Annotated in this window: 27 protein-coding genes, 1 pseudogene and 3 riboswitches; of the genes and pseudogenes, 12 read left to right on the forward strand and 16 right to left on the reverse strand. The window is 44.0% G+C overall.

Annotated features, from left to right (window positions below; genetic code table 11):
• Window positions 1-3 precede the first annotated feature (3 nt).
• Window positions 4-888 (forward strand): non-homologous end joining protein Ku, encoded by an 885-nt coding sequence (ku, locus tag KHQ79_RS11585; protein WP_003239017.1) that lies wholly within the window; start codon window positions 4-6, stop codon window positions 886-888.
• 3 nt (window positions 889-891) lie between these two features.
• Complete coding sequence (locus KHQ79_RS11590; protein ID WP_225515216.1) at window positions 892-2,727, forward strand: DNA ligase D; 1,836 nt, start codon at window positions 892-894, stop codon at window positions 2,725-2,727.
• 23 nt (window positions 2,728-2,750) lie between these two features.
• Here KHQ79_RS11590 and KHQ79_RS11595 read toward each other — a convergent pair whose 3' ends face one another.
• Together KHQ79_RS11595 and KHQ79_RS11600 are read right to left on the reverse strand one after the other, a co-directional pair.
• On the reverse strand, window positions 2,751-3,764 hold the full coding sequence (locus KHQ79_RS11595; RefSeq protein WP_225515218.1) for a glycosyltransferase family 2 protein: 1,014 nt from the start codon (window positions 3,762-3,764) through the stop codon (window positions 2,751-2,753).
• A 12-nt stretch (window positions 3,765-3,776) separates the two neighbouring features.
• Entirely contained in the window at window positions 3,777-5,471 is a 1,695-nt protein-coding gene (locus tag KHQ79_RS11600; protein WP_225515219.1) for a DUF6044 family protein, read from the reverse strand.
• Window positions 5,472-5,667: 196 nt separating this feature from the next.
• Between KHQ79_RS11600 and KHQ79_RS11605 the strand changes: the two genes are divergently transcribed.
• Window positions 5,668-6,480 (forward strand): metallophosphoesterase, encoded by an 813-nt coding sequence (locus KHQ79_RS11605; protein ID WP_225515221.1) that lies wholly within the window; start codon window positions 5,668-5,670, stop codon window positions 6,478-6,480.
• A 27-nt stretch (window positions 6,481-6,507) separates the two neighbouring features.
• Here KHQ79_RS11605 and KHQ79_RS11610 read toward each other — a convergent pair whose 3' ends face one another.
• Window positions 6,508-7,059, reverse strand: coding sequence for a YkoP family protein (locus tag KHQ79_RS11610; protein ID WP_032732168.1), 552 nt, complete (start codon window positions 7,057-7,059; stop codon window positions 6,508-6,510).
• 91 nt (window positions 7,060-7,150) lie between these two features.
• On the opposite strand from KHQ79_RS11610, the pseudogene KHQ79_RS11615 reads away from it, so the two are divergent.
• Window positions 7,151-8,280, forward strand: a pseudogene (locus tag KHQ79_RS11615) (MGDG synthase family glycosyltransferase).
• 4 nt (window positions 8,281-8,284) lie between these two features.
• On the opposite strand, the gene KHQ79_RS11620 reads toward KHQ79_RS11615, so the two are convergent.
• The 3 genes from KHQ79_RS11620 to KHQ79_RS11630 all read right to left on the reverse strand — a co-directional run bounded on the left by KHQ79_RS11620 (window position 8,285) and on the right by KHQ79_RS11630 (window position 9,307).
• Entirely contained in the window at window positions 8,285-8,749 is a 465-nt protein-coding gene (locus tag KHQ79_RS11620) for a MarR family winged helix-turn-helix transcriptional regulator (protein WP_003232536.1), read from the reverse strand.
• 132 nt (window positions 8,750-8,881) lie between these two features.
• On the reverse strand, window positions 8,882-9,064 hold the full coding sequence (locus tag KHQ79_RS11625; protein WP_003239027.1) for a hypothetical protein: 183 nt from the start codon (window positions 9,062-9,064) through the stop codon (window positions 8,882-8,884).
• 87 nt (window positions 9,065-9,151) lie between these two features.
• Window positions 9,152-9,307: a hypothetical protein gene (locus KHQ79_RS11630; protein ID WP_003218545.1), complete on the reverse strand. Its 156-nt coding sequence runs from the start codon at window positions 9,305-9,307 to the stop codon at window positions 9,152-9,154.
• A 193-nt stretch (window positions 9,308-9,500) separates the two neighbouring features.
• Between KHQ79_RS11630 and KHQ79_RS11635 the strand changes: the two genes are divergently transcribed.
• On the forward strand, window positions 9,501-9,833 hold the full coding sequence (locus tag KHQ79_RS11635; RefSeq protein WP_003239028.1) for a MerR family transcriptional regulator: 333 nt from the start codon (window positions 9,501-9,503) through the stop codon (window positions 9,831-9,833).
• Window positions 9,834-9,875: 42 nt separating this feature from the next.
• On the opposite strand, the gene mgtE is transcribed toward KHQ79_RS11635, so the two are convergent.
• The 7 genes from mgtE to ykoG all read right to left on the reverse strand — a co-directional run bounded on the left by mgtE (window position 9,876) and on the right by ykoG (window position 15,294).
• Window positions 9,876-11,231, reverse strand: a complete 1,356-nt coding sequence (gene mgtE / locus KHQ79_RS11640; protein WP_225515223.1) for a magnesium transporter — start codon at window positions 11,229-11,231, stop codon at window positions 9,876-9,878.
• 17 nt (window positions 11,232-11,248) lie between these two features.
• Entirely contained in the window at window positions 11,249-11,371 is a 123-nt protein-coding gene (locus KHQ79_RS22235) for a hypothetical protein (RefSeq protein WP_003239030.1), read from the reverse strand.
• 90 nt (window positions 11,372-11,461) lie between these two features.
• A riboswitch (M-box (ykoK) riboswitch) is annotated at window positions 11,462-11,628 on the reverse strand.
• Window positions 11,629-11,735: 107 nt separating this feature from the next.
• Window positions 11,736-11,873 carry a transcriptional regulator SplA domain-containing protein gene (locus tag KHQ79_RS11645; protein WP_003218541.1) on the reverse strand — a complete coding sequence of 46 codons (138 nt, stop codon included), beginning with the start codon at window positions 11,871-11,873 and terminating at the stop codon, window positions 11,736-11,738.
• A gap of 81 nt (window positions 11,874-11,954) precedes the next feature.
• Window positions 11,955-12,470 (reverse strand): PepSY domain-containing protein, encoded by a 516-nt coding sequence (locus KHQ79_RS11650; RefSeq protein ID WP_225515225.1) that lies wholly within the window; start codon window positions 12,468-12,470, stop codon window positions 11,955-11,957.
• Window positions 12,471-12,562: 92 nt separating this feature from the next.
• Complete coding sequence (locus tag KHQ79_RS11655) at window positions 12,563-13,243, reverse strand: PepSY domain-containing protein (protein ID WP_225515227.1); 681 nt, start codon at window positions 13,241-13,243, stop codon at window positions 12,563-12,565.
• A complete protein-coding gene (gene ykoH, locus KHQ79_RS11660; RefSeq protein WP_003239033.1) occupies window positions 13,240-14,604 on the reverse strand; it encodes a two-component system sensor histidine kinase YkoH in 1,365 nt (454 codons plus the stop codon). The genes KHQ79_RS11655 and ykoH overlap by 4 nt, the downstream gene beginning before the upstream one ends.
• A 3-nt stretch (window positions 14,605-14,607) precedes the next feature.
• Window positions 14,608-15,294, reverse strand: coding sequence for a two-component system response regulator YkoG (ykoG, locus tag KHQ79_RS11665; protein WP_225515229.1), 687 nt, complete (start codon window positions 15,292-15,294; stop codon window positions 14,608-14,610).
• Between the two features lie 101 nt (window positions 15,295-15,395).
• Window positions 15,396-15,507: riboswitch (TPP riboswitch) on the forward strand.
• Window positions 15,508-15,603: 96 nt separating this feature from the next.
• Between ykoG and KHQ79_RS11670 the strand changes: the two genes are divergently transcribed.
• The 4 genes from KHQ79_RS11670 to thiX are packed head-to-tail and all read left to right on the forward strand — an operon-like array spanning window position 15,604 to window position 19,176.
• A complete protein-coding gene (locus tag KHQ79_RS11670; protein WP_003239036.1) occupies window positions 15,604-16,206 on the forward strand; it encodes a YkoF family thiamine-binding protein in 603 nt (200 codons plus the stop codon).
• A gap of 1 nt (window position 16,207) precedes the next feature.
• Entirely contained in the window at window positions 16,208-16,807 is a 600-nt protein-coding gene (locus KHQ79_RS11675) for an ECF transporter S component (protein WP_019258206.1), read from the forward strand.
• Window positions 16,794-18,437, forward strand: a complete 1,644-nt coding sequence (locus KHQ79_RS11680; RefSeq protein WP_225515231.1) for an ABC transporter ATP-binding protein — start codon at window positions 16,794-16,796, stop codon at window positions 18,435-18,437. Before KHQ79_RS11675 ends, KHQ79_RS11680 begins: the two co-directional genes overlap by 14 nt.
• Window positions 18,412-19,176, forward strand: a complete 765-nt coding sequence (gene thiX, locus KHQ79_RS11685; RefSeq protein ID WP_119913765.1) for an HMP/thiamine ABC transporter permease ThiX — start codon at window positions 18,412-18,414, stop codon at window positions 19,174-19,176. Before KHQ79_RS11680 ends, thiX begins: the two co-directional genes overlap by 26 nt.
• A gap of 32 nt (window positions 19,177-19,208) precedes the next feature.
• Here thiX and rsbRB read toward each other — a convergent pair whose 3' ends face one another.
• Window positions 19,209-20,042 carry an RsbT co-antagonist RsbRB gene (rsbRB, locus tag KHQ79_RS11690; protein ID WP_225515233.1) on the reverse strand — a complete coding sequence of 278 codons (834 nt, stop codon included), beginning with the start codon at window positions 20,040-20,042 and terminating at the stop codon, window positions 19,209-19,211.
• A gap of 222 nt (window positions 20,043-20,264) precedes the next feature.
• Between rsbRB and isp the strand changes: the two genes are divergently transcribed.
• Both isp and metE read left to right on the forward strand, forming a co-directional pair.
• On the forward strand, window positions 20,265-21,224 hold the full coding sequence (gene isp / locus KHQ79_RS11695; RefSeq protein WP_003239048.1) for a serine protease Isp: 960 nt from the start codon (window positions 20,265-20,267) through the stop codon (window positions 21,222-21,224).
• A 131-nt stretch (window positions 21,225-21,355) separates the two neighbouring features.
• Window positions 21,356-21,511: riboswitch (SAM riboswitch) on the forward strand.
• A 127-nt stretch (window positions 21,512-21,638) separates the two neighbouring features.
• The gene (gene metE / locus KHQ79_RS11700) at window positions 21,639-23,927 is read left to right on the forward strand and encodes a 5-methyltetrahydropteroyltriglutamate--homocysteine S-methyltransferase (protein WP_225515235.1); all 2,289 of its coding nucleotides are present in this window, start codon (window positions 21,639-21,641) and stop codon (window positions 23,925-23,927) included.
• A 39-nt stretch (window positions 23,928-23,966) separates the two neighbouring features.
• On the opposite strand, the gene KHQ79_RS11705 is transcribed toward metE, so the two are convergent.
• A complete protein-coding gene (locus tag KHQ79_RS11705; protein ID WP_225515237.1) occupies window positions 23,967-24,593 on the reverse strand; it encodes a histidine phosphatase family protein in 627 nt (208 codons plus the stop codon).
• 135 nt (window positions 24,594-24,728) lie between these two features.
• Here KHQ79_RS11705 and guaD point away from each other — a divergent pair, with 135 nt between their 5' ends.
• Window positions 24,729-25,199 carry a guanine deaminase gene (gene guaD, locus KHQ79_RS11710; protein WP_060398473.1) on the forward strand — a complete coding sequence of 157 codons (471 nt, stop codon included), beginning with the start codon at window positions 24,729-24,731 and terminating at the stop codon, window positions 25,197-25,199.
• 5 nt (window positions 25,200-25,204) lie between these two features.
• Here the strand turns inward: guaD and KHQ79_RS11715 are convergent, their stop codons facing one another.
• Window positions 25,205-26,308 carry a glycosyltransferase family 2 protein gene (locus KHQ79_RS11715; RefSeq protein ID WP_060398472.1) on the reverse strand — a complete coding sequence of 368 codons (1,104 nt, stop codon included), beginning with the start codon at window positions 26,306-26,308 and terminating at the stop codon, window positions 25,205-25,207.
• Between the last annotated feature and the right edge of the window lie 16 nt (window positions 26,309-26,324).

Below are 26,324 nucleotides of genomic sequence, written 5' to 3' on the forward strand. Positions count from 1 at the left end.
GATATGCATACAATGTGGAAGGGATCGATCAGTTTCGGATTAGTAAACATTCCCATCAAGCTATATGCGGCCACAGAGGATAAAGACATTAAGCTGCGAAGCCTTCATAAAGAGGATCACGCGCCAATCAAATACGAAAAAATTTGTACGAATTGCGAAAAAACACTTGGTCCTGATGAAATTGTAAAGGGATACGAATATGTAAAAGGAAAATATGTGGTGCTGACGGACGATGATCTAAAAAGCTTAAAGCAGGAGCATGAGGAGAAAGCCGTTGAGATTGTTGATTTTGTTCAGCTTCAGGAAATTGACCCGATTTATTTTAATCGCTCCTACTTTGTCGGCCCCGGGGATAACGGCACGAAAGCCTATACCCTGCTGCGTGAGGCGCTGCGCTCTACCGGAAAGATCGGCATCGCCAATATGACAATCAGGTCGAAGCAGCAGCTTGCCATCCTCCGCGTTTATGAAAATTGTATCATTATGGAGTCTATCCATTATCCGGATGAGGTCAGAAGCGCTGCTCATGTCCCAGGTGTACCGGATCAATCGAATGTAAACGATAAGGAACTGCAAACCGCTATCACATTAATAGATGAGCTGACGACTGAGTTTGAGCCTGAGAAATATGAAGATACGTACCGGCACGCCCTGCTGCAAAGAGTCAATGACAAGCTCGAAAATAAAGAAACAGCCGTCACTCCTGATAAAGCGCCTCCTCGTGAAGATGTCATCGACCTTGTCAGCGCCCTGCAAGCCAGCATCGACCGCACGAGAAAGCCGAACCGGGAAACCCCGGCAGCCGCACCAGAACAGGCCGCTGAACCGAAAGGAGCCGGAGATAAAAAACAAAAAACGACTAGAAAAAAAGCCTCCGGCACGTCATAACACATGGCGTTTACGATGCAGCCCGTCCTTACTTCGTCACCGCCAAAAGGAGCAGAATGGCGCTACGAAGTAAAATATGATGGATACCGCTGCATTCTCCGCATCCATTCAGCAGGTGTGACTTTAACTAGCAGAAATGGCTTGGAGCTTAACAGCACCTTCCCTGAAATCACTCAATTCGCCAAGACAGCCTTTCAGCACATGGAAAAAGATCTTCCGCTGACACTCGATGGCGAAATTGTACGTTTGGTGAACCCTTGTCGTGCAGATTTTGAACACCTTCAAGTGCGTGGGCGTTTGAAAAGATCAGACAAGATTCAGGAATCGGCAAACGCGCGGCCGTGCTGCTTTCTCGCCTTTGATCTGTTAGAGCGAAGCGGAGAAGATGTATCATCTCTTTCGTATCTGGATCGGAAAAAATCGCTGTACGATCTCATGTCTGCGGCAAAGCTTCCTGCGTCTCCAGACCCTTACGCTAAGGAAACCATTCAGTATATCCCCTGCTATAATCATTTTGATCCGACGTGGGAGATGGTTACGAAATATGACGGTGAAGGAATTGTAGCGAAGAAAACAAACAGCAAATGGCTTGAAAAAAAGCGGTCGTCTGATTGGCTCAAATATAAAAATTTTAAACAAGCTTATGTTTGTATAACAGGTTTCAACCCCAACAATGGCTTTCTTACGGTGTCTGTGTTAAAAAACGGCGTAATGACACCTATTGCCTCCGTCTCACACGGAATGCGCGATGAGGAAAAAAGCGCCATACGCAAGATTATGGAACAGCACGGACATAAAACAGCATCAGGTGAATTTACCCTCGAACCGTCGATTTGTGCAACCGTTCAATACTTAACGATTCTCCAAGGTACATTAAGAGAGGTATCGTTTGTCAGCTTTGAATTCCATATGGACTGGACAGAATGCACGTATGCGCAAGTCATACGCCACTCAAAACCGGTTCATCCAAAGCTTCAGTTCACAAGCCTGGATAAAATCGTATTTGAAAAGAATAAAAAAACAAAGGAAGATTTTATTCAGTACATGATTGAAGTCAGTGACTACCTGTTCCCATTTCTGAAAAACCGTGCTGTCACCGTCATCCGCTATCCGCATGGATCAAGGAGCGAATCGTTTTTTCAAAAAAATAAGCCAGACTATGCGCCAGATTTTGTTCAATCTTTCAATGATGGAAGCCATGAGCACATCATCTGCGAGGACATGTCCACTTTATTATGGCTTGCCAACCAGCTTGCTTTGGAGTTTCATGTTCCTTTTCAAACCATTAAAAGCAGACGTCCGGCTGAGATTGTCATTGATTTGGACCCGCCTTCACGAGATGACTTTCTCATGGCCGTGCAGGCCGCAAATGAACTGAAGCGACTGTTTGACTCCTTTGGCATCACATCGTATCCGAAGCTGTCCGGCAACAAAGGCATCCAGCTTTATATTCCCTTGTCTCCTGAGGCATTTACGTATGAAGAAACACGTCAATTTACACAGCTGATCGCAGTGTACTGCACCAATGCATTTCCCGAGCTCTTTACAACAGAACGCTTGATTAAAAACAGGCACGGCAAATTGTATCTTGATTATTTGCAGCATGCAGAAGGTAAAACGATTATCTGTCCTTATTCAACAAGAGGGAACGACCTTGGCACTGTCGCGGCACCGCTCTATTGGCATGAGGTACAAACATCCTTAACCCCCGCCCTGTTTACGATTGATACTGTCGTTGATCGTATTAAGAAGCAGGGCTGCCCATTTTTTGATTTTTACCGTTACCCGCAAGACGAGCCTCTTAGCGCCATTTTACATCAGTTGCAGAAAAAGAGCTGACTAATTAAGTCAGCTCTTTCCGTTCAACTGTACTTTTTTTCCAACCGTTCTTCTTCCTGGCGCTGGAGAGGGCTCAGCGGCTCATTATATAAATCGATATCAATTGCATATTTCGGCCGTCTTTTCACTTCAGAAAAAATCGTACCGATATACTCTCCGATGATCCCGATTCCCATTAATTGCAGCCCGCCCAAAAACCAAATGGAAATGATGAGCGACGCCCAGCCTGCATTTGTATGACCGAGCAGCTTTTGAACGAACGCGCCGATTCCCGCCACAGCACTGACGAAAAGTAAAACAAAACCTAAAAGCGTAAAGAATCGAATTGGCGCAACACTGAATGATGTAATCCCGTTAAAAGCGAATGATAGCATTTTTTTGAGCGGATATTTCGTTTTACCGGCAAAGCGTTCCTTACGGTCATACAAGACTTCGGCTGATTTAAAGCCGATCATGGGAACAATGCCTCTTAAAAACAGATTCGCTTCCGAATAGCGCGCGAGCTCTTCAAGCGATCTTTTATTCATTAAACGAAAATCCGCATGATTATAAATTAATTTAATCCCAAGCTTATTCATGAGGCGGTAAAACCCTAAAGCGGTCGTGCGCTTGAAAAAGGTATCGGTTTTTCTGCTGCGGCGGACACCGTAAACGATCTCGCAGCCCTCATGATATTTCAGCATAAAATCCCGGATCACAGAGATGTCGTCCTGAAGATCAGCATCAATCGAAATGACGCAGTCTGATCTGTTCTTCGCTTTATGGAGTCCGGCTAAAAGCGCTTTTTGGTGTCCGACATTGCAGGCTAATTTTAAGCCGGTAATCTTCTTGTTTCTTATGCTTTCCATGGCAATCAAGGCCCAGGTTCTGTCTTTGCTGCCGTCATCGACAAACAGAATTTTACTGTCTTCAGCAATTAATTTTTCTTCAATTAAGCCGTCTACAACCTCTGTCAGCTGACGGCTTGTCTCTTGAAACACTTCCTCTTCATTGAAACACGGAACGACGATGGTTAACACTGGCTGTGGCTGTTTCAATCGATATCCTCCTTATCTTGTTTCATATAAATAAATGCGCCAGGCGGAATCTTTATGGTCAAACGTCTTGACGAGCGCGAGATGGTTTTGGTCAGCATTCATGATCGGAACTGAAGAAAAAATGTAACGTCCGCCCATTTTTTTAAATACATCTGTATTTAATTCCAGATTGTTGATCGTTTTCTTCGAGTTCTTTTTAAAATCATACCGTTTACCGAGCTCGTCGACGAAAAGATAGCAGCGGCTGCCCCATTCATCAAAATATTGTTTCAGCCGAGCGTTTTTTTCCAGCTCTTTTTCGATGATTTTCCTAAATTCATATTTATATGAGAGCGGGTACAGGTTGTTATACGTATCTAACGTGTAAAACCCGTTATATTGGGCGATAGACGGATGCAGTCCGATGCTCGCCACCCTGTATGAATCTTGCGGACGCCCGATGTACTCCTTAATCTCTTTGAATTGCTCAGATGCATAAAACTCCCGGAATGTCGGCGCATTGTAGTGAACGCCATACGTATATTCTTCATTAAAAGGCGCCAATACCATCAGCTGTGCAGCCACAGCGGCATATACAAGCCATTTCCACCCTCTTCCCATTCGCCAAATGAGATATAAAGCAAGCGCAAAGCTCACGTATATGACAAGCGGCCGCAGGAAATGAAAACGGGCAAAATTAAATTCAGCTAAAAAGGCAAATTTCTGCTTTGGCACCGCCCATATTTTGTTGAACCAAAACGCATACCATAAAGACAGTCCGTAATTAAGTACACATAAAAACAGATACACATTTTCCGGCTTTGTCCGGTTTCGCTTGAACAGCAAAGCTGCAAATAAAAGCAGCAGGATCGGGAGGATGACAACGGTGTGAACGGTCATCACATGATTATGGCCATAGACAAAGTTTTTTACGGATAGGCGGAGAGAATGCCAAACGTCATGCCTGGATGAAATAAATTCAATCCGATGCATCGGTGCGTGCGAGAACAGCATCGAATAAACGAGCCGGTACTCTACGAAAAGATAAATACTGGTCATAAAAGCAATACTGCCTAAGAACATCAAATTCCATTTTCTTTTTGTGATAGCATCATACAGCCAAAAGCACACCATTCCTGCCAAGAAAAAGAAGAAGCCTAAGACAAAGCTTGAATATAAAGGAAGCAAACCGAGCGTCAGCCACTCTCTCCATGAGATATCCCCTTTTCGGATATTCAAAAAAGCCCACAATGCCAAAGGATATCCAAGCGTACTCAGCATTCCCGAAGGCCAGAAAGGTGTTAAGGCAAATGCCAGCGATACGCCAATTCGGATGAAAGCCGCCTTTGGCTCTGGGATCACGTGCTTCTTCAGCAGCACATACATTCCAAAAAAAGCGACAACCCTTGTAATTGTCTGGCTTATTGCATAGGCAGTCATGGAAGAAAAGAAAGCATGCAGCCAAACAATTCCGCTCAACTCGGTGCCAAAGGCATCCCGCGGCAGGCCGTTAATGATTTGCGGAATGGCCGCGTCAACCTTGCCGACGATTTCTCCGCTATCTGCCAGCACCTTGTACCAAGCGATATTGGAATCTAAATTATCGTGGACACGAATATGGGCATCCTCCTTTAAAATAAAAAGCGGGGATACATACAGCAAAAGAAGAAATAATGCGATCCAGAGATAATATGTTTCTTTTTTGTGTTGTCTCATCAATCGTAACATCGCTTACACATCCATCTGTTATTCTGACTCCATATCCGGCATGTTCTGCCTCATGTGTCAAAATTTATTATCCCTTTTCCCTTCTAAAACATTCATCAGATGACAATCCGTTTTTCAACCTGTCTCTTACCCATTAATTCCCGCTATCCAAAAGGCCCGATCACTTACTATACTGATAGGAGGGAGGGGATATATTTTGTTTACAATCTTACTTTCATTGGCCATACTCTTATGTGTGCCATTTATATATAAAGCGAAACGCAATACAAAAGACGTGAAGGTCAACACCATTTCAATTGATCAAAAAGACGGTCTTCCAGCCAGAAAAAAATTAAATATCCTTCATTTATCAGATCTTCACTTAGAAAACATTTCTGTTTCACCTGAAGAGCTGTATCATTTAACAAAAAATCAGCCTGTGGACATTATTGCGCTTACCGGGGATTTTCTAGATCGGAAACGTAATATTCCGAAGCTGGCAGGTTATTTAAACGCATTGCAAAAGCTGAAGCCTGCATATGGAATGTACGCGGTGTTCGGTAACCATGATTATGTATTGAAAGAAAAGGACTTTCAGAGATTGAAGCGTGTTTTAGAGGAAAACGGCTGTATCACGCTGCAAAATGAACATGTTCAAATCAAGACAGCTGCAGGGCCTGTCAATATTATCGGCATTGATGATTACAGCACGAATCGCAGTAATATTATCGGCTCTTATCAAAATCTAGACAACGGCTATCATCTTGTTTTAACACATGACCCAAACATTATTCTGGATATGAAAGATGTTCATTTTGATTACCTGCTGTCAGGCCATTTTCACGGCGGCCAAATCCACTGGCCAAAACCGTATCATTTGGTGAAAATGGGCAAGCTCGTGCGCATGAACATGATTAAAGGGCTTCATTATCACCACGATAAGCCGTTTTATATCAGCGAAGGCTTAGGACAAACCGGTGTGAATATCCGTGTCGGAAGCCGCCCTGAAGTGACATTTCATCAGATATAATCAAAAAAGACTGTGCTGACCAAGGCATCAGTCTTTTTTTTGATAGGTTTTCTGAAGCTTTTCTTTTGAAATAAACAAATAGGATGTATTCGGTAAATGCCGCAGGCCCACTTGCTTTGACGTTAAATATAAAATGGGCATATGGGTTATCTTTTTAAAGCATCTGTAAAAAGGATTGACAGGGGTGACCACATCAAAGCCGAGCCTTTCTACACCTTTGTCAAGCATTGTAATTCCCACGATTCCTTTAATTTTTTCACTTTTTTTATGATTATTGATGTATTCCAATAATATCGGCATTGATTGATATACTTTTTGATAGATAATGATCCCCTTTCTGACTGCACTCTCAATGCCTTGCAGCTCCCTGATCAGCTTAATATTGTGCAAATGGATTTTAACGAGCACATCATTTTTTCTTATATGCGTTCCGTCGCTCAGCACGACATGATGCCCTTTGTACTTCGTCAGCCTGACTCGAAAGACACTTTTTCGATCTTTGTCAATCAAGGTCAGCCTTGAAAAAAAGAAATAAAACGGGTCAATCACTCTCCAAATGGAAAGGAAACAGGTTTTCATCTCTTCACCTTCCTTATGATCAAAAATACCCTTATATTTTGTCATCGTTCTCCCCAAAATATAGTTGCCATATTTTTTAAGGAGGACCGTCATGAAAAACATTCTCATTTTTCCTTTTTTAAGCATTTCCACCGGACATCATCATGTCGCCGATGCCCTGCAGGCTGAACTGGAGTCACAAGGGCTGGCATCTGAAAAAATTGATATCTTTTCACATGCGTATAGACGGTTAGAAAAACTATCCTCTGAGACGTATTTAAAATGGATTCAATATTTCCCGAAAACGTACAGCGGCATTTACAGGCTCCTTGCCTGCGGAGAATATCAGAATGACAAACGCTATACCATGTACGAATGGCTGTTCACACAACAAATGAGGCACATTCTCAAAGAAAAACAGCCTGATATCGCCTTCTGTACGCATGCGCTGCCTTCTTATCTGCTGAACCGGCTAAAGCCGGAATTTCCGAATCTGACGGTTGTGAATGTATACACTGATTTTTTTGTGAATCAATTATGGGGGCGGGAAAACATTGATTACCATTTTGTTCCGATCATGGATGTCAAGAAGCAGCTCGTGTCTGAAGGAATCAATCAGAAAAACATATACTTGACCGGCATTCCCGTTCACCGGATGTTTGAAATGGGATCTGCAGACACCTGTCAGCATCATCCGCCATATACCATCATTATCACAGGCGGCAGTATGGGGGTCGGGGGTATTTTAAAATGGGTTCAGGAGCTGTCGCCAGGCGGAAACATCTTATACAAAATATTATGCGGCAGGAACGAAAAGCTCTACTGCTATGTCAAAAGTTTAGGCCACCCTTTTATTGAGGCGATACCCTACCTTCACAGCAAAGCAGAGATGAACCGTTTATACGAACAGGCGTCAGGCATTATGACAAAACCCGGAGGCGTGACCATCAGCGAATGCTTACAGAAACGGCTTCCGGTATTTATTTATCATGCGCTGCCGGGCCAGGAGGAGATGAATTTAAACCTTCTAAAGGAACGAAAGCTTGTCACAGATATGAGAAACTGGGACATGAAAAAGGCAGAAGAACAGATTGCGGCATTTTTCCAATCGAATGAACAGGTGAACGAATACGAAAAACAAGTCAATCAATATCTTGGTGAAATATCTGATCGGAAGATTGAAGATATCTTAAAAAGGATCATATAAAACAAAAAAACACTCTCCTGAAACAGAGAGTGTAACATGTTAACGAAACAGCAAATGCTGGCTGTGAATGCCTGCTTTCTTCAGCAGGACGATCAGCTGGTCCTGTTCATCAGGCGAAAGGCCTGAAAATGCTCTCGCAATACGCAGCGCATGAATCGGATAAATTTTATCCAAATACTCATTTCCCTTGTCAGTTAAATGCGCGTAAACGGAGCGTTTATCTTTCGGGTCCTGCTCCCTTACTAAAAACCCGTTTCTTTCTAATTTGTCAATGACATATGTGACGTTTCCGCTCACAAGCAGAAGTCTCGACCCAATTTGCTGTAATTTTTGCGGGCCTCTTGTGTACAGGAGCTCCAGTACAGCAAATTCAGTCGGATTAAAGCCGTGCTCTTTACTGTCACGGATACTATGTTCAGACACACTTTTGAAAGCCCTTGCAAAAACTCTGTACAAATTCATCGCACGCTCAACTTCTTCTTCGTTAAACGATAATCTCATCATATCTACCTCGTATATAGGATTTTTATAAAAAAATAATGAAAACCCTTACATATAATAAGAGTTCAGTCCCTTACTATATGTATTCGCTATAATTCGAGAAATTCCTTCTGAAAGCAAAAAAATCCTTATACATTATCTTGTATAAGGATTTTTTTTGTGATTTGCAATGTTGCGGAAGAAATATGTGTATTCCTTTCGCAGTTCGGAAATCGTCATTTTGTTCATTATTTCTTTATTATAAACTCCGATTTGAAAGAGTTTTTCAGAATAATGGCTTCGTTCTTTTTCTAAAGCGGATTTCAATAAATTACTCATAGCGTCCTCCTTCATTTTGAGGTATCCTATACACAAGATACTCTATTTAAATGAACGTGGTATGAATCTAATGTAAAGAATTTATGTTTACGAAGATTTTCGGTACAGTCCGTTTTGAACCGATCTTAATAGTTGAAAAGCATGTTCTCCGGCAAGCTGCATAAACGTCTCCAGCATTTCATCACGTTTGATATCCAACTCTATAATTTCTTTTGCCAGTGAGACCGCTTTTTCTTCCTCCATGATTATCCTTCCTCCTCATTTATTCGTTACATAAAGGATAAAACGCGCTTGGATGTTACGCATTATTCTTGTTAATTTTTCTTCCGTATTTTTTCAATAATCTTCTATTTCATGTTAGAAAATATGACAAGCGTCAGGTTTTTTCTCTTTGTTTTTTATATACTATTATCAAAAGACATCCAGGGGTGGAAAAATGACCACAGAAGATCATTCTTATAAAGACAAAAAAGTGATTTCAATCGGGATTGTCAGTGAATTGACAGGATTGTCCGTAAGACAGATCAGGTACTATGAGGAACGGAAGCTCATTTATCCGCAGCGGTCTTCAAGGGGAACGAGAAAATATTCTTTCGCCGATGTGGAGCGGCTGATGGATATCGCCAATAAGCGTGAAGACGGCGTACAGACGGCAGAGATTTTAAAGGATATGCGCAAAAAAGAGCAGATGGTAAAAAACGATCCGCAAGTGCGGAAAAAAATGCTGGAGGGGCAGCTTAATGCTCACTTTCGGTACAAAAACCGTTAAATGATAAAAGTCCGACTCGCAATTGAGACGGACTTTTTACTTTTATAATGAGTGTATGAATGCAGTGGCAATGCCAAAGTAAATTAATAAAGACAAAATATCGTTTAACGTTGTAATCAGCGGTCCTGAAGCGATCGCCGGGTCTACTTTCAGCTTGTGCAAAATAATAGGGATAATGGTTCCTGACATCGTGCCGATAATTAAAGTAAAGAGCAGTGAAGAGGCGACAACAAATCCCAGAAGCGCGTTCCCCTGCCATAAGATGGCGATAATCGCAATCAGAACAGAACAAACCGCTCCGATATAAATACTTGTTCTGAACTCCCGGAGGATCAGGCGTACAATCGTTTTTTTGTTCATTTCTTCTTTAGACAAACCTCTGATGACAACCGCGAGAGATTGGGTTCCCGTATTTCCTGTCATCCCTGACACCATCGGCATGAAAAACGCCAGCGCGACAACCTGCTGCAGCGCATCTTCAAAATAACTAATAATGCTTCCTGAAATCAGTCCGATAAACAAGAGTAAAATCAGCCATGGCAGACGCCGGTATGCCGCCACGTAAGCCTTTGTGTCAAAGGTGATGTCTTTACCGGAAGCGGCAAATTTTTCGTAATCCTCATCAGCTTCCCGAATGACGACGTCGATAATATCATCGACCGTTACAATGCCGACAAGCACGTTGTTTTCCTCCACAACCGGAATTGCCAAGAAATCGTAACGTTCAATCAGGCGGGCAACTTCTTCCTGATCCTGGAGAGCGCCTGCTGAGATGACGCGGGTAAACATTAAATCCTGCACCTTTTCTTCAGGTTCGCCTAGAATCAAATCGCGGTAGGAAAGTACGCCCACCAGCTGTTTGCTTTCATTGATGACATATAAGTAGTTGATCGATTCAGCTATTTCAGCAAAGCTTTTCAGTTTGACGACCGCGTCTTTTACCGTATAATGCTGAGGAATCCACACATAGCGGTTTGTCATCATGCGTCCCGCTGAGTCAGCCGGATAATTCATCAAAAGCTGTACAGCCTTAGACTCTGATGCTTCCATGCTGGACAATAGCTGTTCCTTCAGTTCTTCGTCCATTTCTTCAAGCAATTGAGCGAGGTCATCGTTGTCCATTTTGTTCATCGCTAGTGTTGCTCTGGTTTTTCCGACTTTATTTAAGACGGCAAGCTGAAATTCACGTTCCAGCTCTCCGATCATATCAGTGATATCATCTACAGTTAAATAAGATAAATAGCGGGCGCGGTGTTTTTCCGGCATTTCTTTAAAAATAAATGCCATATCATAGGGCTGAAGCTCATCAATAACGCTTCTGAAATCCTTGATTTTCCCGTCTCGCAATAAAATAATGATGCGTAAAATGAGTTCGTCATAGGTCATGTTTTGAACCATCGGGACTCGTACCTCCTCTACGGAGACGTGCCGGCCTCGCCTGAAGGTGCGGCAGATCGTCTCCTCATCGTGTAATCAGTTGCCTTGCTGTCATAGTATATGGGTACTTCTTCAGATTGACTCGAATGGGGAGAATCCATACTCCGCACCTCCTTTGGTAAAATTCGTTTTAAAGGCATAAAAAAAGCCTTCGGGATTGAAGGAGAAAGAAGCACGGCAAAAAAGCGTGCGGGCGCCTTCAATCGTAGAGCTTTAGCACTGTATGGCATAGGATCAATCATCCAGCTGCGTTAAAAATCACCTTATGTCGATGATTTCTGTTGACCCATTGGCGTCTTTGGACATTTTTGGGCAGCAGCGTATCTCCATACAGGAGCCTCACCTAACGAAGTTCCTAATTGAATTGACACACTGAGATTACAGAAAAAAACAAGCTGTGTCAACTCAAAAAAGTAATAAATGCGCTTTCATCACAAATACGGAACAAAACAAGGGCCTAAGCCCTTATTCTGTTGTTTGCGTCTCATCATCTTCAGAGAGCAAATGATACGTTTCATGAAGAAATAAGGCGTACTCTCCTTCCTTCGTCGGATGAGGGACATATTCAGCCTGATTGATGTATTGCTCCTCTTTCTTTTCCATGCGTTTCGCCTCCTTTTCTATTTAGATTGTCCAAAAGAAGGTTTCTTATCATGAAAAAACCCCGCTGCTGCGGGGTTTTGATTAGTCGTCTATCTCCTGCTTAATGATATGTCCATCCTTTGCGGAAATCTCAAATTCCGCCTCAGTTCCTTGTTTCGTTTTGATCTCAATTTCATAGATGTAAGCACCGTCGTCTTCGTCAAGCTTGCTTTCTGTTACGGTTCCATCTGTTTGCTTTAAGGCAATCTCTTCAGCCTCTTCTTTTGTTATGGCAACTTGTTCTGCTTTCTCTTTTAACGGGTCATTGAGCGCTTGTTTTGTATTGATATCTACATAAACGTCGTAGTCTTCACCGTCTTTTTGGATCTCGACTTCATAGACTTCTTTGCCGTTGTAAATGTCTCTGTCGATATCATCCACCGTGCCGTCAACAACCGTTTTGGCAATCGATTCTGCTTCCTGTTCAGTGAGTGCACCAGTCTTGGACGAAGCAGTCTGTGTGTTTTCATTGTTTTCTTTCGCAAACGCGTTGTAGCTGAATCCGCCGGCCGCTACACAGCCTGCTAATAGGCCAACCATCCATCTTTTCTTTAGCATATGTGATTCCTCCTTTGTTTTCGTATGAGTACAGTTTACACACTCAACATGAAAGGAAAACGAGAGAAAGATGAGAATTTGATGAGAAACCGTCAGTCTTCATACACAATGTTTGCAACTTTTCCGGTGTAGGCATTGATTTTCACTGTCGCTTCCTTATCATCCGGAAGATCAACATCCACTTCAAAGATGAGAGTGCCCTCATTTTCTTCGAGATCTGCGTCATCCGCTGTACCGCCCGTTTCTCGCTCTGCAATGGTTTTGGCTTCTTTTTTCGTAATCGGTGTTTTTTGTTGATCTTCACTGCTGATCTGATCAGCCGACACGACTGCTTTTGCCTGCATATCTACCTTCACTTCGTATGTTTTTCCGTCTTCTTTTTGTATGGTATATGTGGCAACACGATTCTGTTGTGTTTGTTTTTTGACGGTTCCCGGCACCCGCTCAAGCGCGAGATGCTCGGCTTCTTTTTCTGTCATGGCAGATGGATTCATCGCTTTTACTCTGTTTATCGAAAGAATATCAGCCGATTTTGCGTCAGCTTTTATAAAATAAGTTCCCTTTGGATTTTCAAGGGTCATATCATATGTTCTTTTATTCTTTGATTGCGTTACTTTCGTGACCTCGCCTTCATAGGAGGCTTCGATTTTTTTTACGACAGCCTCCTTTGACAGGACGTCCTCGTGGGTTTGCCGAATGATAAGAACCGCACAGATGATGACGGCTAAAATCGCTGCTGCCGCAGCAGATACCGCTTTTATTGTTTTGTTCATCGGCCTCCCCCATTCTGTTCTCTGAATTGCATGGTGACAGCTGTTCCTTGGTCCGGCTTGCTTTTTACAGACAGCTCAATGCCGTGCTCATCGGCGATTTGCTTGGCAATGGAAAGGCCTAAACCCGTCCCGCCTGTTTTTCTGTTTCGTGCCTCATCCGCCCGGTAGAACCGTTCGAACAGGTGCGGGATATGCTCCTCGGGTATTCCGATGCCTTCATCCCTTACTGACAGAAACGGCTGTCCATTCCTCGTTCCGGCTGTCATTACAATGGCTTTTTCACTATACTTTATGGCATTATCGAGCAAAATGGTCAGCAGCTGCTTGATGCGTTCTTCATCAGCTGTTACAAGCAGGCTCTCCTTATCTGTTTCAAGCAAAATGTCACGCTGATAGACGGGCTGGAGCGTTTGCATGACGGCGCGTGACACTTCAATCAGATCGATTGTTTTCAGGTCAAGCTCAAGACCTTTATGGCTTTTGGCCAGCGCCAGCAGCTGGTTGGTCAGTTTTTTCATATGCACCGCTTCTGAATGAATGGCTTCAATCGATTCCTCAAGCACTTCCGGCTTTTTTGCCCCCCACCGCTTCATTAGGCTGCTGTAGCTTTCTATAATCGTGAGCGGGGTTTTCAATTCATGTGAAGCGTCTTGAACGAATTGCTGCTGTTTATCGTAGTGCTCTTTCAGCATCATCGCCATCTCATTAAATGTCAGCCCCATCTGATATAACTCGTCGTGCGACTGTCCTTCCAAGGAAATCGTTTTGAATGCTTTCTCCCGCTGTATATCTTTCATTGTCATCATTAATCGTCTGATCGGATTAATGATACGGCGGGCGAGCAAGCTGCCGGCAAAAAAAGAAGCGATACAGACAGCAGCACTTGCAGCGATTAAGATGATTTTCAAAAGAAACAGACTCTCCTCTGTGTTCTCGAGCCTTTCAACCAGCTGAAGAGATACCACTTGACCATCGGTCCAAATAACCGGAACAGCGGCTTCAGCAAACAGTTTGCCGTCATGTTTCCTTACATCTGCCGTTTCCCCGCTGTGAAATGAAAGAGGAAAATCTTTAAACTCTTTTTCTTTTGTAATGGTCATGACGGCTTTTTGATCACCATTCACTACACGGACCATGCCGTTTGCCGGAAGATAGGCCTGCAGCATGTCCTGCAAAGCCACTCCTTCTGTTTCAGCAGCATGCAGCGCTTCGGCAATGTTATCCGTCTCATCTGCAAGCCGGGCTGCATCCTTTGATGTCAGCGCGGATGAAAAAATGAGATAGACTGCGGTATGGACCAAAATTAATAAAACCAGCAGCGATATTGATGTGTACAGATGAATCTTGGTCTTCAGCTTCATCGTTTACCCCTTAATGGCATAGCCGACCCCGCGAACAGTATGGATCAGCTGTTTTTCGTAAGGATAGTCCAGTTTTTTTCTGATGTATCTTATGTACACGTCCACGACATTTGTATCACCAATGTAATCAAATCCCCATACCGAGTTTAAAATCTGCTCCCGTGTCAGCACTTGCTGCGGATGCTTCAGCATATAGACGAGCAAATCAAATTCCCGCGGCGTTAATTCCACCTCTTTGTTTCCCCGTCTCACTTCACGGGTTTTTTCGTTCACCCGCAAGTCGTCATATGTAAGAAAGGTGCCGATATCTTCTGTTTTTGGTCCATTTTGGCGCAGCGCCGCCCTGATTCTCGCAAGCAATTCCTCAATTTCAAACGGCTTTGTGACATAGTCGTTCGCACCGATGTCCAGCCCTGTTACCTTATCAGGAATACTGTCGCGCGCCGTTAATAAAATGACAGGTGTCTGCTGATCCGTTTTTCTCAAGCGGCGCAGCACCTCCAGGCCGCTAAGCCCCGGAAGCATGACATCAAGAAGCACCAGAGAATACCCGCCTGCCGCGGCCGCATTCAGCCCTTCTGTGCCATTTTGTTTGATGGTGACGCTGTATCCTTCATATTCCAATTCAAGCTGAAGCACCCTGGCGATTTTTTCTTCATCTTCCACAATTAATATGTGCCCTTTTTCCAAAATCGATCATCCTCTCCTATCCCAATATGAAAAAAATGATTTCATTGTTTACAAAATGATTCTTATCATCTATTATGATGTCAAAATAAAAAATTGTATACGGAAAGCACTAGGGGTGCTGTTTTGGCTGAGATAAAGCGCGCAAAAACGCGCTTTGATCCCTTATGACCCGATCTGGATAATACCAGCGTGGGGAAGTGCAGGTTGACCGAATGGTGTATTTTTTTGTGCGCTTAATCGATCTATGACTGCATATTCCCTTAGGATATGCAGTTTTTTATTTTACCAAAAAAACAGGAGGTCGGAGAAATGGATCATATTTGCGGTACAAGCAGAATCGCTGGTTTTCGCTTCTCTTTATACCCGATGACAGATGATTTTATCAGTGTGATCAAGTCTGCGCTGAAAAAAACCGACACATCTAAGGTTTGGACGAAAACCGACCATATCAGCACAGTCTTGCGCGGATCGATTGATCATGTATTCGATGCTGCCAAAGCCATTTATCTTTATGCGGCGAACAGCGAAAAACACATCGTCATGAACGGCACGTTTTCCATCGGGTGCCCGGGCGATACCCAAGGAGATACATATCTTTCCGCAGACGGCAAGCGTGTCAATGAAGATGCTGTCGGAAGCCTGAACGCGGAAGCACCATGCCAATTTGCGCTTTACCCGATGAATGAGCCGGATTATATGGGTTTGATCATCGAAGCTGTCGACATTGCGAAAGCAGAAGGCACCTTCGTACAGGGTGTCCATTACGCGAGCGAGCTTGACGGGGACGCGCATGACGTATTCAGAACACTGGAAGCCGTTTTCCGCATGGCTGAACAGCAAACAAACCACGTAACCATGACTGTGAATGTCTCGGCTAACAGTCCATCAAGAAAAAACAGAAAGCAGGGATAAAATGAAAAGCTGGAAAGTAAAAGAAATTGTCATCATGTCCGTTATCAGTATCGTTTTTGCCGTTGTTTATTTATTATTCACGCATTTTGGAAACGTACTTGCCGGTATGTTCGGTCCAATCGCTTATGAACCGATTTACGGCATTTGGTTTATCGTTTCTGTCATCGCCGCGTACATTATTCGAAAACCGGGTGCGGCGCTTGTTTCTGAAATCATTGCTGCTCTCGTTGAATGCCTGCTGGGAAATCCATCTGGCCCAATGGTCATCGTCATCGGCATTGTTCAAGGTCTCGGGGCTGAAGCTGTATTTCTCGCGACACGCTGGAAAGCATACTCTCTGCCTGTACTTTTGCTGGCAGGAATGGGATCTTCAGTAGCCAGCTTTATCTATGATCTCTTTGTTTCTGGCTATGCAGCGTATTCACCTGGTTATCTTCTCATTTCGCTTGTCATCCGTCTGATTTCCGGCGCGCTTCTTGCGGGGCTCCTCGGAAAAGCTGTCAGCGACTCTCTCGCTTATACGGGTGTGTTAAACGGAATGGCACTCGGAAAGGAACTGAAAAAGAAAAGAAAACGGGTATCAGACAATGCAAGCCTTTGATGAGCTCCTAACGGTTGACCAGCTCAGCTTCTCTTATGAAGAAGACGAGAAACCGGTTTTTCAAAACATTTCGTTTGAGCTTCAAAAAGGAGAATGCGCTTTATTACTAGGGCCGAGCGGGTGCGGAAAAAGCTCGCTCGCCCTATGTTTAAACGGTCTTTACCCGGAGGCTTGCGACGGCATACAGTCCGGACATGTTTTTTTATGTCAGAAGCCGGTCACAGACCCTGAAACCTCCGAAACGATTGCTCAGCATGTCGGAGTCGTTTTTCAAGATCCTGATCAGCAGTTTTGCATGCTGACGGTGGAGGACGAAATCGCTTTCGGGCTGGAAAATCTGCAGATTCCAAAAAAAGAGATGACAGAAAAAATTGATGCGGTTTTAGAAAAATTACGCATTACTTCTTTAAAAGAAAAAACGATATCCACTCTGTCAGGAGGACAAAAGCAGAAAGTCGCTCTCGCCTGTATTTTGGCGATGGAGCCTGAGCTTATTATGTTGGATGAGCCAACTTCTCTGTTAGATCCTTATTCAGCGCGGGAGTTCGTTCACATGATGAAAGACCTTCAGAGGGAAAAAGGCTTCAGCCTCCTCGTCATTGAGCACCAGCTTGATGAATGGGCGCCTTGGATTGAGAGGACAATTGTGCTGGACAAAGCAGGAAAAAAAGCGCTGGACGGCCGGACAGAAGATCTATTTCTGCACGAAGCGGAGACCCTAAAGGAACTAGGCATCGCGATTCCAAAAGTGTGCGGCCTGCAGGAAAAACTCAGTATGCCGTTTACTCTATCAAAAGAAACGCTGTTTAAAGAACCTTTTCCTGCCGGGCATGCTGAAAAGAAGAAAGCTCCTTCTGGGGAAAGTGTGCTGGAAGTCAGCAGCCTTTCGTTCGCAAGAGGACAGCAGACGATTTTCAAAGACATCAGCTTTTCATTACGCGAAGGCTCTTTAACGGCGCTTGTCGGCCCGAACGGCACCGGAAAATCGACGCTCTTATCCGTCCTCGCCCGTCTGATGAAGCCGAAAAGCGGAAAGATTCTTCTATATGATAAGCCGCTGCAATCGTATAAAGAAAATGAACTGCGAAAACGAATGGGATTTGTTTTTCAAAACCCGGAGCATCAGTTTGTCACCGATACAGTATATGACGAGCTGCTGTTCGGCCAGAAAGCAGATGCTGAAACCGAGAAAAAAGCGCAGCACCTGCTGCATCGTTTCGGTCTTGCGCATTTGGCTGATCATCATCCGTTTGCAATCAGCCAAGGACAAAAACGGCGCCTGAGCGTCGCTACCATGCTCATGCATGACGTAAAGGTTTTATTATTAGACGAACCAACCTTTGGCCAGGACGCCCGCACGGCGGCTGAATGCATGGATATGATTCAGCGTATCAAGGCAGAAGGAACCGCTGTCCTTATGATTACACACGATATGGAGCTAGTCTCTTCGTATGCCGACAGCGTGCTTGTGCTTCACGATACGGGCCTGGCCTTTGACGGATCTCCAGCGCAGTTATTTTCTCAGGAAACAAGGCTTGTCAAAAACGCAAAGCTCACCCTTCCCCTTCTATATGAATGGATGGCATATCAAGAGGAGGTGCGTGATGATGCAGCCGTTACATCTTATTAATCCGACAGTGAAAGCAGCGGCGGTTTTTTGCTGTGTTGTCATGCTGTCGTTTATTTACAATCCCTACACCCCTGCGTGTTTTTATATCATCATCGTGGCGAGTGTCCTATTAGCAGCCAGAATCCCATTGAAAAAATGGTTTTTGTTTACGATTCCGTTTTTAATTTTGGCATTCGGATGCGTATGGACAGCCGCTGTTTTTGGAAAGGTTCCGACAACCCCGGATAATTTCTTGTTTCAAGCCGGCCCTTTTTCGATCAACAGTGGCAATGTGTCTGTCGGCATCTCTCTCGGGTTTCGTATTTTATGCTTTTCCGCCTTATCGATGATGTTTGTTTTTACGACCGATCCAATTTTATTTATGCTGAGCCTTGTCCAGCAGTGCAAGCTCTCACCAAAGCTCGCATATGGCGTCATTGCAGGCTTTCGTTTTCTTCCGTTGTTAAAAGATGAGGTCCAGCTGATCCAGCAGGCTCATAAAATCAGAGGAGGAGCGGCGGAGAACGGCTTCAAAGAGAAAGTCAGCGCGCTAAAGCGGTATACCATCCCGCTTTTGGCAAGCGCCATCAGAAAAGCGGAACGGACGGCGCTTGCGATGGAATCGAAAGGTTTTACAGGAAGCAGAAATCGGACATATTACCGGACGTTGACCGTAAACCGCCGCGACTGGCTGTTCTTTTGCCTCGTTCTCTTGTTATTCGCAGGATCTTTTCTCGTATCTTTATATTTTGCCTCATAAAAAGCCGCTATTGTCGATAGCGGCTTTTTTTCTTATTGATGATAGTTTAATGCCTGGGCAAGATTGGTTTTAATTGTAATGTTCGAAAAATCAATCCCCAGCTGTACAGCGGTTTGCGCAATTTCAGGCCTGATTCCTGACAGGGTTGATCGGACACCGATTAAGTTGAGCGCTTCAATTAATTTAAAGATTTGGTGCGCCACCATCGTATCGACCACCACAACACCTGACAGATCGATTAACAGGTGCTCCACGCGTCTTTTTGCACAAGCATGAAGCGTGTTTTCCAGAATAAACTTTGCCCGCTCGGTATCAATGTCACCGACAAGCGGAAGCAGAGCTGTTGATTTGCTCAGGGTAATGACAGGCGAGCTTAATTCCAATATCATTTCTCTCTGGGCGTTTAATTGCTGTTTGGCATTCGTTTCTGCGTGATCGACAAATGTATAAATGGTAAAATCAAAGACTCTTACAATCAAATCGGCCCATTTTTGTTTCTCTCCCGGTTCAAACGCCGATTTGTTTTCTTCTGCGAACTTCTCAAAATACTTCGTATATAATTTCCGATTTCTCATAAACTCTCGAATGACGTACTGAACCGGAGTGTCGAGATGCTTTTGATCGTTTGTCAGCTCAATGACCCACTCTTGAAATTCTTCGAGAAATTGTTTTTCAGGTAAAACATACATGTAATTCAGATGCCGGTAAAATTCCCTGTCCTGCTCTTTCAATTCTTCCGTTACAGATGCATTATGTAAGGCGTAAAGCGAATTCGGATCACTTTCCTCCATCGTTTCAATCCATTCCTCGGCCATTTGTTCCACATGCTCTGAAAAAAACGCATATAATTCTTCATTCAGTTTCATCACACTGCTCCTTTCCCCAACACTATTATAACTTGACTGACAGATGAATCCCAGTCATACACGCTGAAACCATCCAATATTTTGAAAATTACTAATTCTTTGGGTTGGATCCTATTTTTTCAAAATGCTTCAAATGGCTCTGTCCGAACGGTTGTTTTTTTCATATAATATGAGGCAACACCCTTGAATCCACTTGAAAGCATAAAAAAGGAGGGCTTTTTTATGAATGGTGAAATCCGCTTGATCCCGTATGTGACGAATGAGCAGATCATGGATGTAAACGAGCTTCCTGAGGGCATTAAAGTGATTAAGGCGCCAGAAATGTGGGCAAAAGGGGTAAAAGGCAAAGATGTAAAAATTGCTGTATTGGACACTGGCTGCGACGCAAGCCATCCTGATTTAAAAAACCAAATCATCGGAGGAAAGAACTTCACGGATGATGACGGCGGCAAGGAAGATGCGATTTCCGACTACAACGGACACGGCACACACGTCGCCGGAACAATTGCAGCTAATGATTCAAGCGGCGGCATTGCCGGAGTCGCGCCTGAGGCAAGCCTATTGATTGTGAAGGTTCTTGGCGGTGAAAACGGCAGCGGACAATACGAATGGATTATTAACGGCATTAACTACGCTGTGGAACAGAAAGTCGATATCATCTCAATGTCTCTTGGCGGACCGAGCGATGTGCCAGAGCTTGAAGAAGCGGTGAAAAACGCCGTAAAAAATGGAGTGCTTGTCGTTTGCGCAGCGGGAAATGAAGGTGACGGCGACGAACGTACAGAGGAGCTTTCCTACCCTGCGGCTTATAATGATGTGATCGCGGTTGGTTCTGTTTCCGTAGCTCGAGAATCGTCAGAATTTTCTAACGCAAATAAAGAAATTGATCTCGTTGCACCGGGAGAAAATATATTATCCACCCTCCCTAACAAGAAATACGGTAAGCTGACCGGCACTTCAATGGCTGCCCCTCATGTCAGCGGAGCACTTGCTTTAATTAAAAGCTTTGAAGAAGAATCGTTTCAAAGAGATCTAACTGAGCCTGAGGTTTATGCGCAGCTGGTCCGCAGGACACTCCCGCTTGATATCGCAAAAACACTGGCAGGTAATGGATTCCTTTATTTAACTGCTCCTGATGAGCTGGCAGAAAAAGCAGAGCAATCACATTTGATGACCCTATAAAATTATTTTTCTCATATAATTTATGTCGTAATTTGTAAATAAAATTTCAAATTCTATGTTGACAACGAATTTGAATTACTGTTAAGATTACCAACAAATGATTCAACTTTTCAAAAAATTAATAACATTTTCTCTTATCGAGAGTTGGGCGAGGGATTGGCCTTTTGACCCCAACAGCAACCGACCGTAATTCCATTGTGAAATGGGGCGCACTGCTTTTCGCGCCGAGACTGATGTCTCATAAGGCACGGTGCTAATTCCATCAGATTGTGTCTGAGAGATGAGAGAGGCAGTGTTTTACGCAGAAAAGCCTCTTTCTCTCATGGGAAAGAGGCTTTTTATTGTGAGAAAACCTCTTAGCAGCCTGTATCCGCGGGTTAACGAGAGTGTTTTACATATAAAGGAGGAGAAACAATGACAACCATCAAAACATCAAATTTAGGATTTCCGAGAATCGGACTGAACAGAGAATGGAAAAAAGCACTTGAAGCGTATTGGAAAGGCAGCACTGATAAAGATACGTTTTTAAAGCAAATCGACGAACTATTTTTATCCGCAGTAAAAACACAAATTGACCAGCAGATTGATGTTGTGCCTGTTTCTGATTTCACCCAGTATGACCATGTACTCGACACAGCAGTCAGCTTCAACTGGATTCCAAAACGGTTCAAACATTTGACTGACGCTACCGATACATACTTCGCTATCGCCCGCGGAATTAAAGACGCTGTATCTAGTGAAATGACAAAATGGTTTAATACAAATTACCATTACATCGTTCCGGAATATGACGAGAGCATTGAGTTCCGCCTGACAAAAAACAAACAGCTCGAAGATTATCGCCGGATCAAACAGGAATACGGCGTTGAAACAAAACCTGTGATTGTCGGCCCTTATACGTTCGTTACGCTTGCCAAAGGCTATGAGCCGTCTGAAGCTAAAGCGATCCAAAAACGCCTTGTGCCGTTATATGTACAGCTTTTGAAAGAGCTTGAAGAAGAAGGCGTAAAATGGGTTCAAATCGATGAGCCGGCGCTCGTTACCGCCTCTGCCGAAGATGTCCGCGGCGCAAAAGAATTATTTGAAAACATCACAAGCGAGCTTTCCTCCTTGAATGTGCTTTTGCAGACGTATTTTGATTCTGTTGATGCTTATGAAGAGCTGATCTCTTACCCGGTACAGGGAATTGGCCTTGATTTCGTTCACGATAAAGGCAGAAACCTGGAACAGCTGAAAACACACGGCTTTCCAACAGACAAAGTGCTGGCAGCCGGTGTGATCGACGGACGCAACATTTGGAAAGCAGATCTTGAAGAACGTCTCGATGCCGTTCTCGATATTCTCAGCATTGCAAAAGTTGAGGAACTGTGGATTCAGCCTTCCAGCAGCCTGCTGCACGTTCCTGTAGCAAAACACCCTGACGAGCATTTGGAAAAGGATCTGCTGAACGGATTATCCTACGCAAAAGAAAAACTAGCCGAGCTGACAGCTTTGAAAGAAGGCTTAGTTTCAGGAAAAGCGGCGATCAGCGAACAAATTCAGCAGGCTAAAACTGATATTCAGGCGCTCAAACAGTTTGCAACAGGCGCGAATTCTGAACAGAAGAAAGAGCTTGAGCAATTAGCCGATAAAGACTTCAAGCGCCCGATTCCGTTTGAAGAACGTTTAGCCCTGCAAAATAAATCTCTCGGCCTTCCGCTTTTGCCGACGACTACGATCGGGAGCTTCCCGCAGTCTGCTGAAGTGCGGAGCGCACGCCAAAAATGGCGGAAAAATGAGTGGTCTGATGAACAGTATCAAAACTTTATCAATGCAGAAACAAAAAGATGGATTGATATTCAGGAAGAATTGGAACTTGATGTCCTTGTTCACGGTGAATTCGAACGGACCGACATGGTCGAATACTTCGGTGAGAAGCTGGCCGGCTTTGCCTTCACAAAATACGCTTGGGTTCAATCATACGGCTCACGCTGTGTCCGCCCGCCAGTCATTTACGGAGATGTTGAATTTATTGAACCGATGACAGTAAAAGATACTGTGTATGCACAGTCATTGACTTCAAAGCATGTGAAAGGAATGCTGACGGGCCCTGTTACGATCTTAAACTGGTCTTTCCCTCGAAACGACATTTCGAGAAAAGAAATCGCCTTCCAAATTGGGCTTGCTCTTCGCAAAGAAGTAAAAGCGCTTGAAGACGCAGGCATTCAAATCATTCAAGTCGATGAACCGGCGCTGCGTGAAGGTCTTCCATTAAAAACCCAAGATTGGGATGAATATTTGACTTGGGCGGCAGAAGCATTCAGATTAACCACTTCTTCCGTGAAAAACGAGACGCAAATTCATACGCATATGTGCTACAGCAACTTTGAAGACATCGTCGATACGATTAATGATCTTGACGCGGATGTTATTACGATCGAGCACAGCAGAAGCCACGGAGGATTTTTGGATTACTTAAGAGAGCATCCGTATCTGAAGGGACTAGGCCTTGGTGTATATGACATTCACAGCCCACGTGTGCCGTCAACTGAAGAAATGTACAACATTATCGTTGATGCGCTTGCCGTCTGTCCGACTGACCGCTTCTGGGTAAATCCAGACTGCGGATTGAAAACAAGACAGCAGGAAGAAACGGTTGCAGCATTGAAAAACATGGTTGAAGCCGCAAAACAGGCAAGAGCTCAGCAGACACAGCTTGTATAAATATAGAAACCATCTGCCTTTGGCAGATGGTTTTTTCTATTAGAAAGCGGGAATCGGTTTTCGATGCTCCCCATCCCCTTCTTTTACTATTTTGGCTGCTCCATTTTCATCAAATTCCACAAGGCTCAATGAAGTATCATGTATGTAAGCAGAATTCCATATGTCATTAATGCGTCTTCCCTTTATGATATTTAACAACATTAATATAAAGACAGAATGGGTAACCAAGAGAACATTACCGGAAGAATGGCTGTCTAAAATCGTTTGGAGAGCCAGCCTTACCCGGCTTTCAAGGTCAAAAAACGTTTCACATCCCGGCTGGCGATAAGCTTCGGGATGATGAAAATAAGCATGAAAAAGATCAGGTTCGTCTCTTTCAATATCCTCTTGTTTTTTCCCTTCCCATGAGCCCAGTGACATTTCTCTGAATATATGATCTTTAACCAGCGGGGGCCGGCGCGATCCCAGTATGGTTTTTGCCGTCTCTTCTGTCCGCTTGCTCGGGCTGATGTAAACCTGATTAAATTCAATATCTTTCAGACGCTTCCCAAGAGCGCGGGCGTTGTACAGTCCAAGTTCTGTTAAATCAGAATCCAGCCAGCCCTGCATCCGTTTTTCCACATTCCATTGAGTCTGTCCGTGCCTAGCAATATATAAATGCAGCATGATCACCCCTCCTCTTTTCTCCTCTTATCTTAGCAAATCCCCCAAATATTTTGTTTACTTTTCACTTTTTTGAGAATGTTCTTTGCACTTCTTTTCGGCTATACTTATAACACTCAATTGACAGGAGGGTTTAGGATGAATCATGAAAAGTTCTTAAAACGGGCTGTCGATCTTGCTCGTGAAGGAGTGAATGCGGGAGTTGGCGGGCCTTTCGGAGCCGTTATCGTGAAAGACGGAGCTATTATAGCCGAAGGGCAGAACAACGTCACAACAAGCAATGACCCGACTGCCCATGCAGAAGTGACGGCTATTCGAAACGCCTGCCGGGCACTTGACTCCTATCAGCTTGATGATTGCATTTTATATGCGAGCTGCGAGCCGTGTCCCATGTGCTTAGGCGCCATCTACTGGGCCAGGCCGAAAGCCGTTTACTATGCAGCGGAGCACACAGATGCTGCTGAAGCCGGATTTGATGATTCATTCATATATGAAGAAATTGATAAACCGGCAGAAAAAAGAAACATACCTTTTTATCAGGTGACCCTGAAGGAGCATTTATCTCCATTCCAGGCATGGCGGGATTTTGCCAATAAGAAAGAATATTAAAAGGATCAGGCATGTGCGGCCTGATCCTTTGTTAATTCGGTGAGAAGCCGCTGTGCCCGTGCGCACTTCGGATTGACTTTCAGCGCTTTTTGCAAATACAAAACAGCGGTCATATGCTGATGCAATTCAGCATGGCAGACACCGAGCCAGCAGCTTGATCTAAAATCAGCTGCTCCTTTCACCTGTACGTACTGAAGATTTTCACTATCGATTTGCAGGCAAGCTTCGAACGCTGTGATCGCTTCTCTTACTTTTTTAGACTGATACATAATAATCCCTTTATAATAGTGAAGCGTGCAGTAATCGGGATAATGCCCCAGCGCTTCATTGATATCCCGTTCCGCTTCTTCGTACCGTTCTGCGTCAATCAATAATTTATACTTTAAATAATAGAAAGCAGGCGGCGGAATTTGCTGTTTTCTTTTACATTTATTAATACAATCCATTGCCAGCCGGAAGGCTTTATCATGTTCGTTTCCTCTGTCATACTCAGCTGCTTTCTGATAAATGAGAGACGGGTCAGCACAGGATGTCAGCAATTCCGTATCCAATAAGTTCATGTTGCGTTGATGCTTTTGCTGTGCCTCCTGCTCTAAATAACCGTAATGGTGAATGATACATGGAAGCGAGAAAGGGCTGCTTGCCTCTCTTCCCTCTGGTCTTTCCCCAATACTTCCCGTAAACCTTATGTTTTGCTGATTGCGGATCAGCCTGATCTGCCTTTGTTCAAACGCTTCATTTTCATTCCATTGCTTCCCGGTGTAGTTCACGACCTTCACGCAACCGAGAGACGGCAGGCTGTCAGTCAGCAGCGAAGGCAATAGGCTGCCCGTATCCGAGTCTAGTTCTTCGTCGGCATCCAAGATCAAGATCCACTCTCCCTTGGCATGCTGTAAACTGGCATTTCTCGCCTTTGAAAAATCCTGTTCCCATTTATGATGATAAACTTGGGCATGAAAGCTTTTGCAAATGTCTTCCGTACGATCGTTCGAACCGGTATCAACCACAATGATTTCATCAGCAATACGCTGCACACTCTCCAAACAGCGTGCGATATGGCGTTCTTCATTCTTCACAATCATACAAACTGACAGCTTTGGTCTTTTCATGTGCTCACCTTTTCTC

It is taken from the genome of Bacillus sp. TSO22 (assembly GCF_020223595.1).
Taxonomy (GTDB): domain Bacteria; phylum Bacillota; class Bacilli; order Bacillales; family Bacillaceae; genus Bacillus; species Bacillus inaquosorum.

What these genes read in the sequence shown, in the direction of transcription:
- ku (WP_003239017.1), top strand. Translation starts at nt 4, where the DNA reads ATGCATACAATGTGGAAGGGATCGATCAGTTTCGGATTAGTAAACATT.
- KHQ79_RS11590 (WP_225515216.1), top strand. Translation starts at nt 892, where the DNA reads ATGGCGTTTACGATGCAGCCCGTCCTTACTTCGTCACCGCCAAAAGGA.
- KHQ79_RS11600 (WP_225515219.1), bottom strand. Translation starts at nt 5,471, where the DNA reads ATGTTACGATTGATGAGACAACACAAAAAAGAAACATATTATCTCTGG.
- KHQ79_RS11610 (WP_032732168.1), bottom strand. Translation starts at nt 7,059, where the DNA reads ATGAAAACCTGTTTCCTTTCCATTTGGAGAGTGATTGACCCGTTTTAT.
- KHQ79_RS11620 (WP_003232536.1), bottom strand. Translation starts at nt 8,749, where the DNA reads ATGATGAGATTATCGTTTAACGAAGAAGAAGTTGAGCGTGCGATGAAT.
- KHQ79_RS11625 (WP_003239027.1), bottom strand. Translation starts at nt 9,064, where the DNA reads ATGAGTAATTTATTGAAATCCGCTTTAGAAAAAGAACGAAGCCATTAT.
- KHQ79_RS11630 (WP_003218545.1), bottom strand. Translation starts at nt 9,307, where the DNA reads ATGGAGGAAGAAAAAGCGGTCTCACTGGCAAAAGAAATTATAGAGTTG.
- KHQ79_RS11635 (WP_003239028.1), top strand. Translation starts at nt 9,501, where the DNA reads ATGACCACAGAAGATCATTCTTATAAAGACAAAAAAGTGATTTCAATC.
- mgtE (WP_225515223.1), bottom strand. Translation starts at nt 11,231, where the DNA reads ATGGTTCAAAACATGACCTATGACGAACTCATTTTACGCATCATTATT.
- KHQ79_RS22235 (WP_003239030.1), bottom strand. Translation starts at nt 11,371, where the DNA reads ATGGATTCTCCCCATTCGAGTCAATCTGAAGAAGTACCCATATACTAT.
- KHQ79_RS11645 (WP_003218541.1), bottom strand. Translation starts at nt 11,873, where the DNA reads ATGGAAAAGAAAGAGGAGCAATACATCAATCAGGCTGAATATGTCCCT.
- KHQ79_RS11650 (WP_225515225.1), bottom strand. Translation starts at nt 12,470, where the DNA reads ATGCTAAAGAAAAGATGGATGGTTGGCCTATTAGCAGGCTGTGTAGCG.
- KHQ79_RS11655 (WP_225515227.1), bottom strand. Translation starts at nt 13,243, where the DNA reads ATGAACAAAACAATAAAAGCGGTATCTGCTGCGGCAGCAGCGATTTTA.
- ykoH (WP_003239033.1), bottom strand. Translation starts at nt 14,604, where the DNA reads ATGAAGCTGAAGACCAAGATTCATCTGTACACATCAATATCGCTGCTG.
- KHQ79_RS11670 (WP_003239036.1), top strand. Translation starts at nt 15,604, where the DNA reads ATGGATCATATTTGCGGTACAAGCAGAATCGCTGGTTTTCGCTTCTCT.
- KHQ79_RS11675 (WP_019258206.1), top strand. Translation starts at nt 16,208, where the DNA reads ATGAAAAGCTGGAAAGTAAAAGAAATTGTCATCATGTCCGTTATCAGT.
- KHQ79_RS11680 (WP_225515231.1), top strand. Translation starts at nt 16,794, where the DNA reads ATGCAAGCCTTTGATGAGCTCCTAACGGTTGACCAGCTCAGCTTCTCT.
- thiX (WP_119913765.1), top strand. Translation starts at nt 18,412, where the DNA reads ATGATGCAGCCGTTACATCTTATTAATCCGACAGTGAAAGCAGCGGCG.
- rsbRB (WP_225515233.1), bottom strand. Translation starts at nt 20,042, where the DNA reads ATGAAACTGAATGAAGAATTATATGCGTTTTTTTCAGAGCATGTGGAA.
- isp (WP_003239048.1), top strand. Translation starts at nt 20,265, where the DNA reads ATGAATGGTGAAATCCGCTTGATCCCGTATGTGACGAATGAGCAGATC.
- metE (WP_225515235.1), top strand. Translation starts at nt 21,639, where the DNA reads ATGACAACCATCAAAACATCAAATTTAGGATTTCCGAGAATCGGACTG.
- KHQ79_RS11705 (WP_225515237.1), bottom strand. Translation starts at nt 24,593, where the DNA reads ATGCTGCATTTATATATTGCTAGGCACGGACAGACTCAATGGAATGTG.
- guaD (WP_060398473.1), top strand. Translation starts at nt 24,729, where the DNA reads ATGAATCATGAAAAGTTCTTAAAACGGGCTGTCGATCTTGCTCGTGAA.
- KHQ79_RS11715 (WP_060398472.1), bottom strand. Translation starts at nt 26,308, where the DNA reads ATGAAAAGACCAAAGCTGTCAGTTTGTATGATTGTGAAGAATGAAGAA.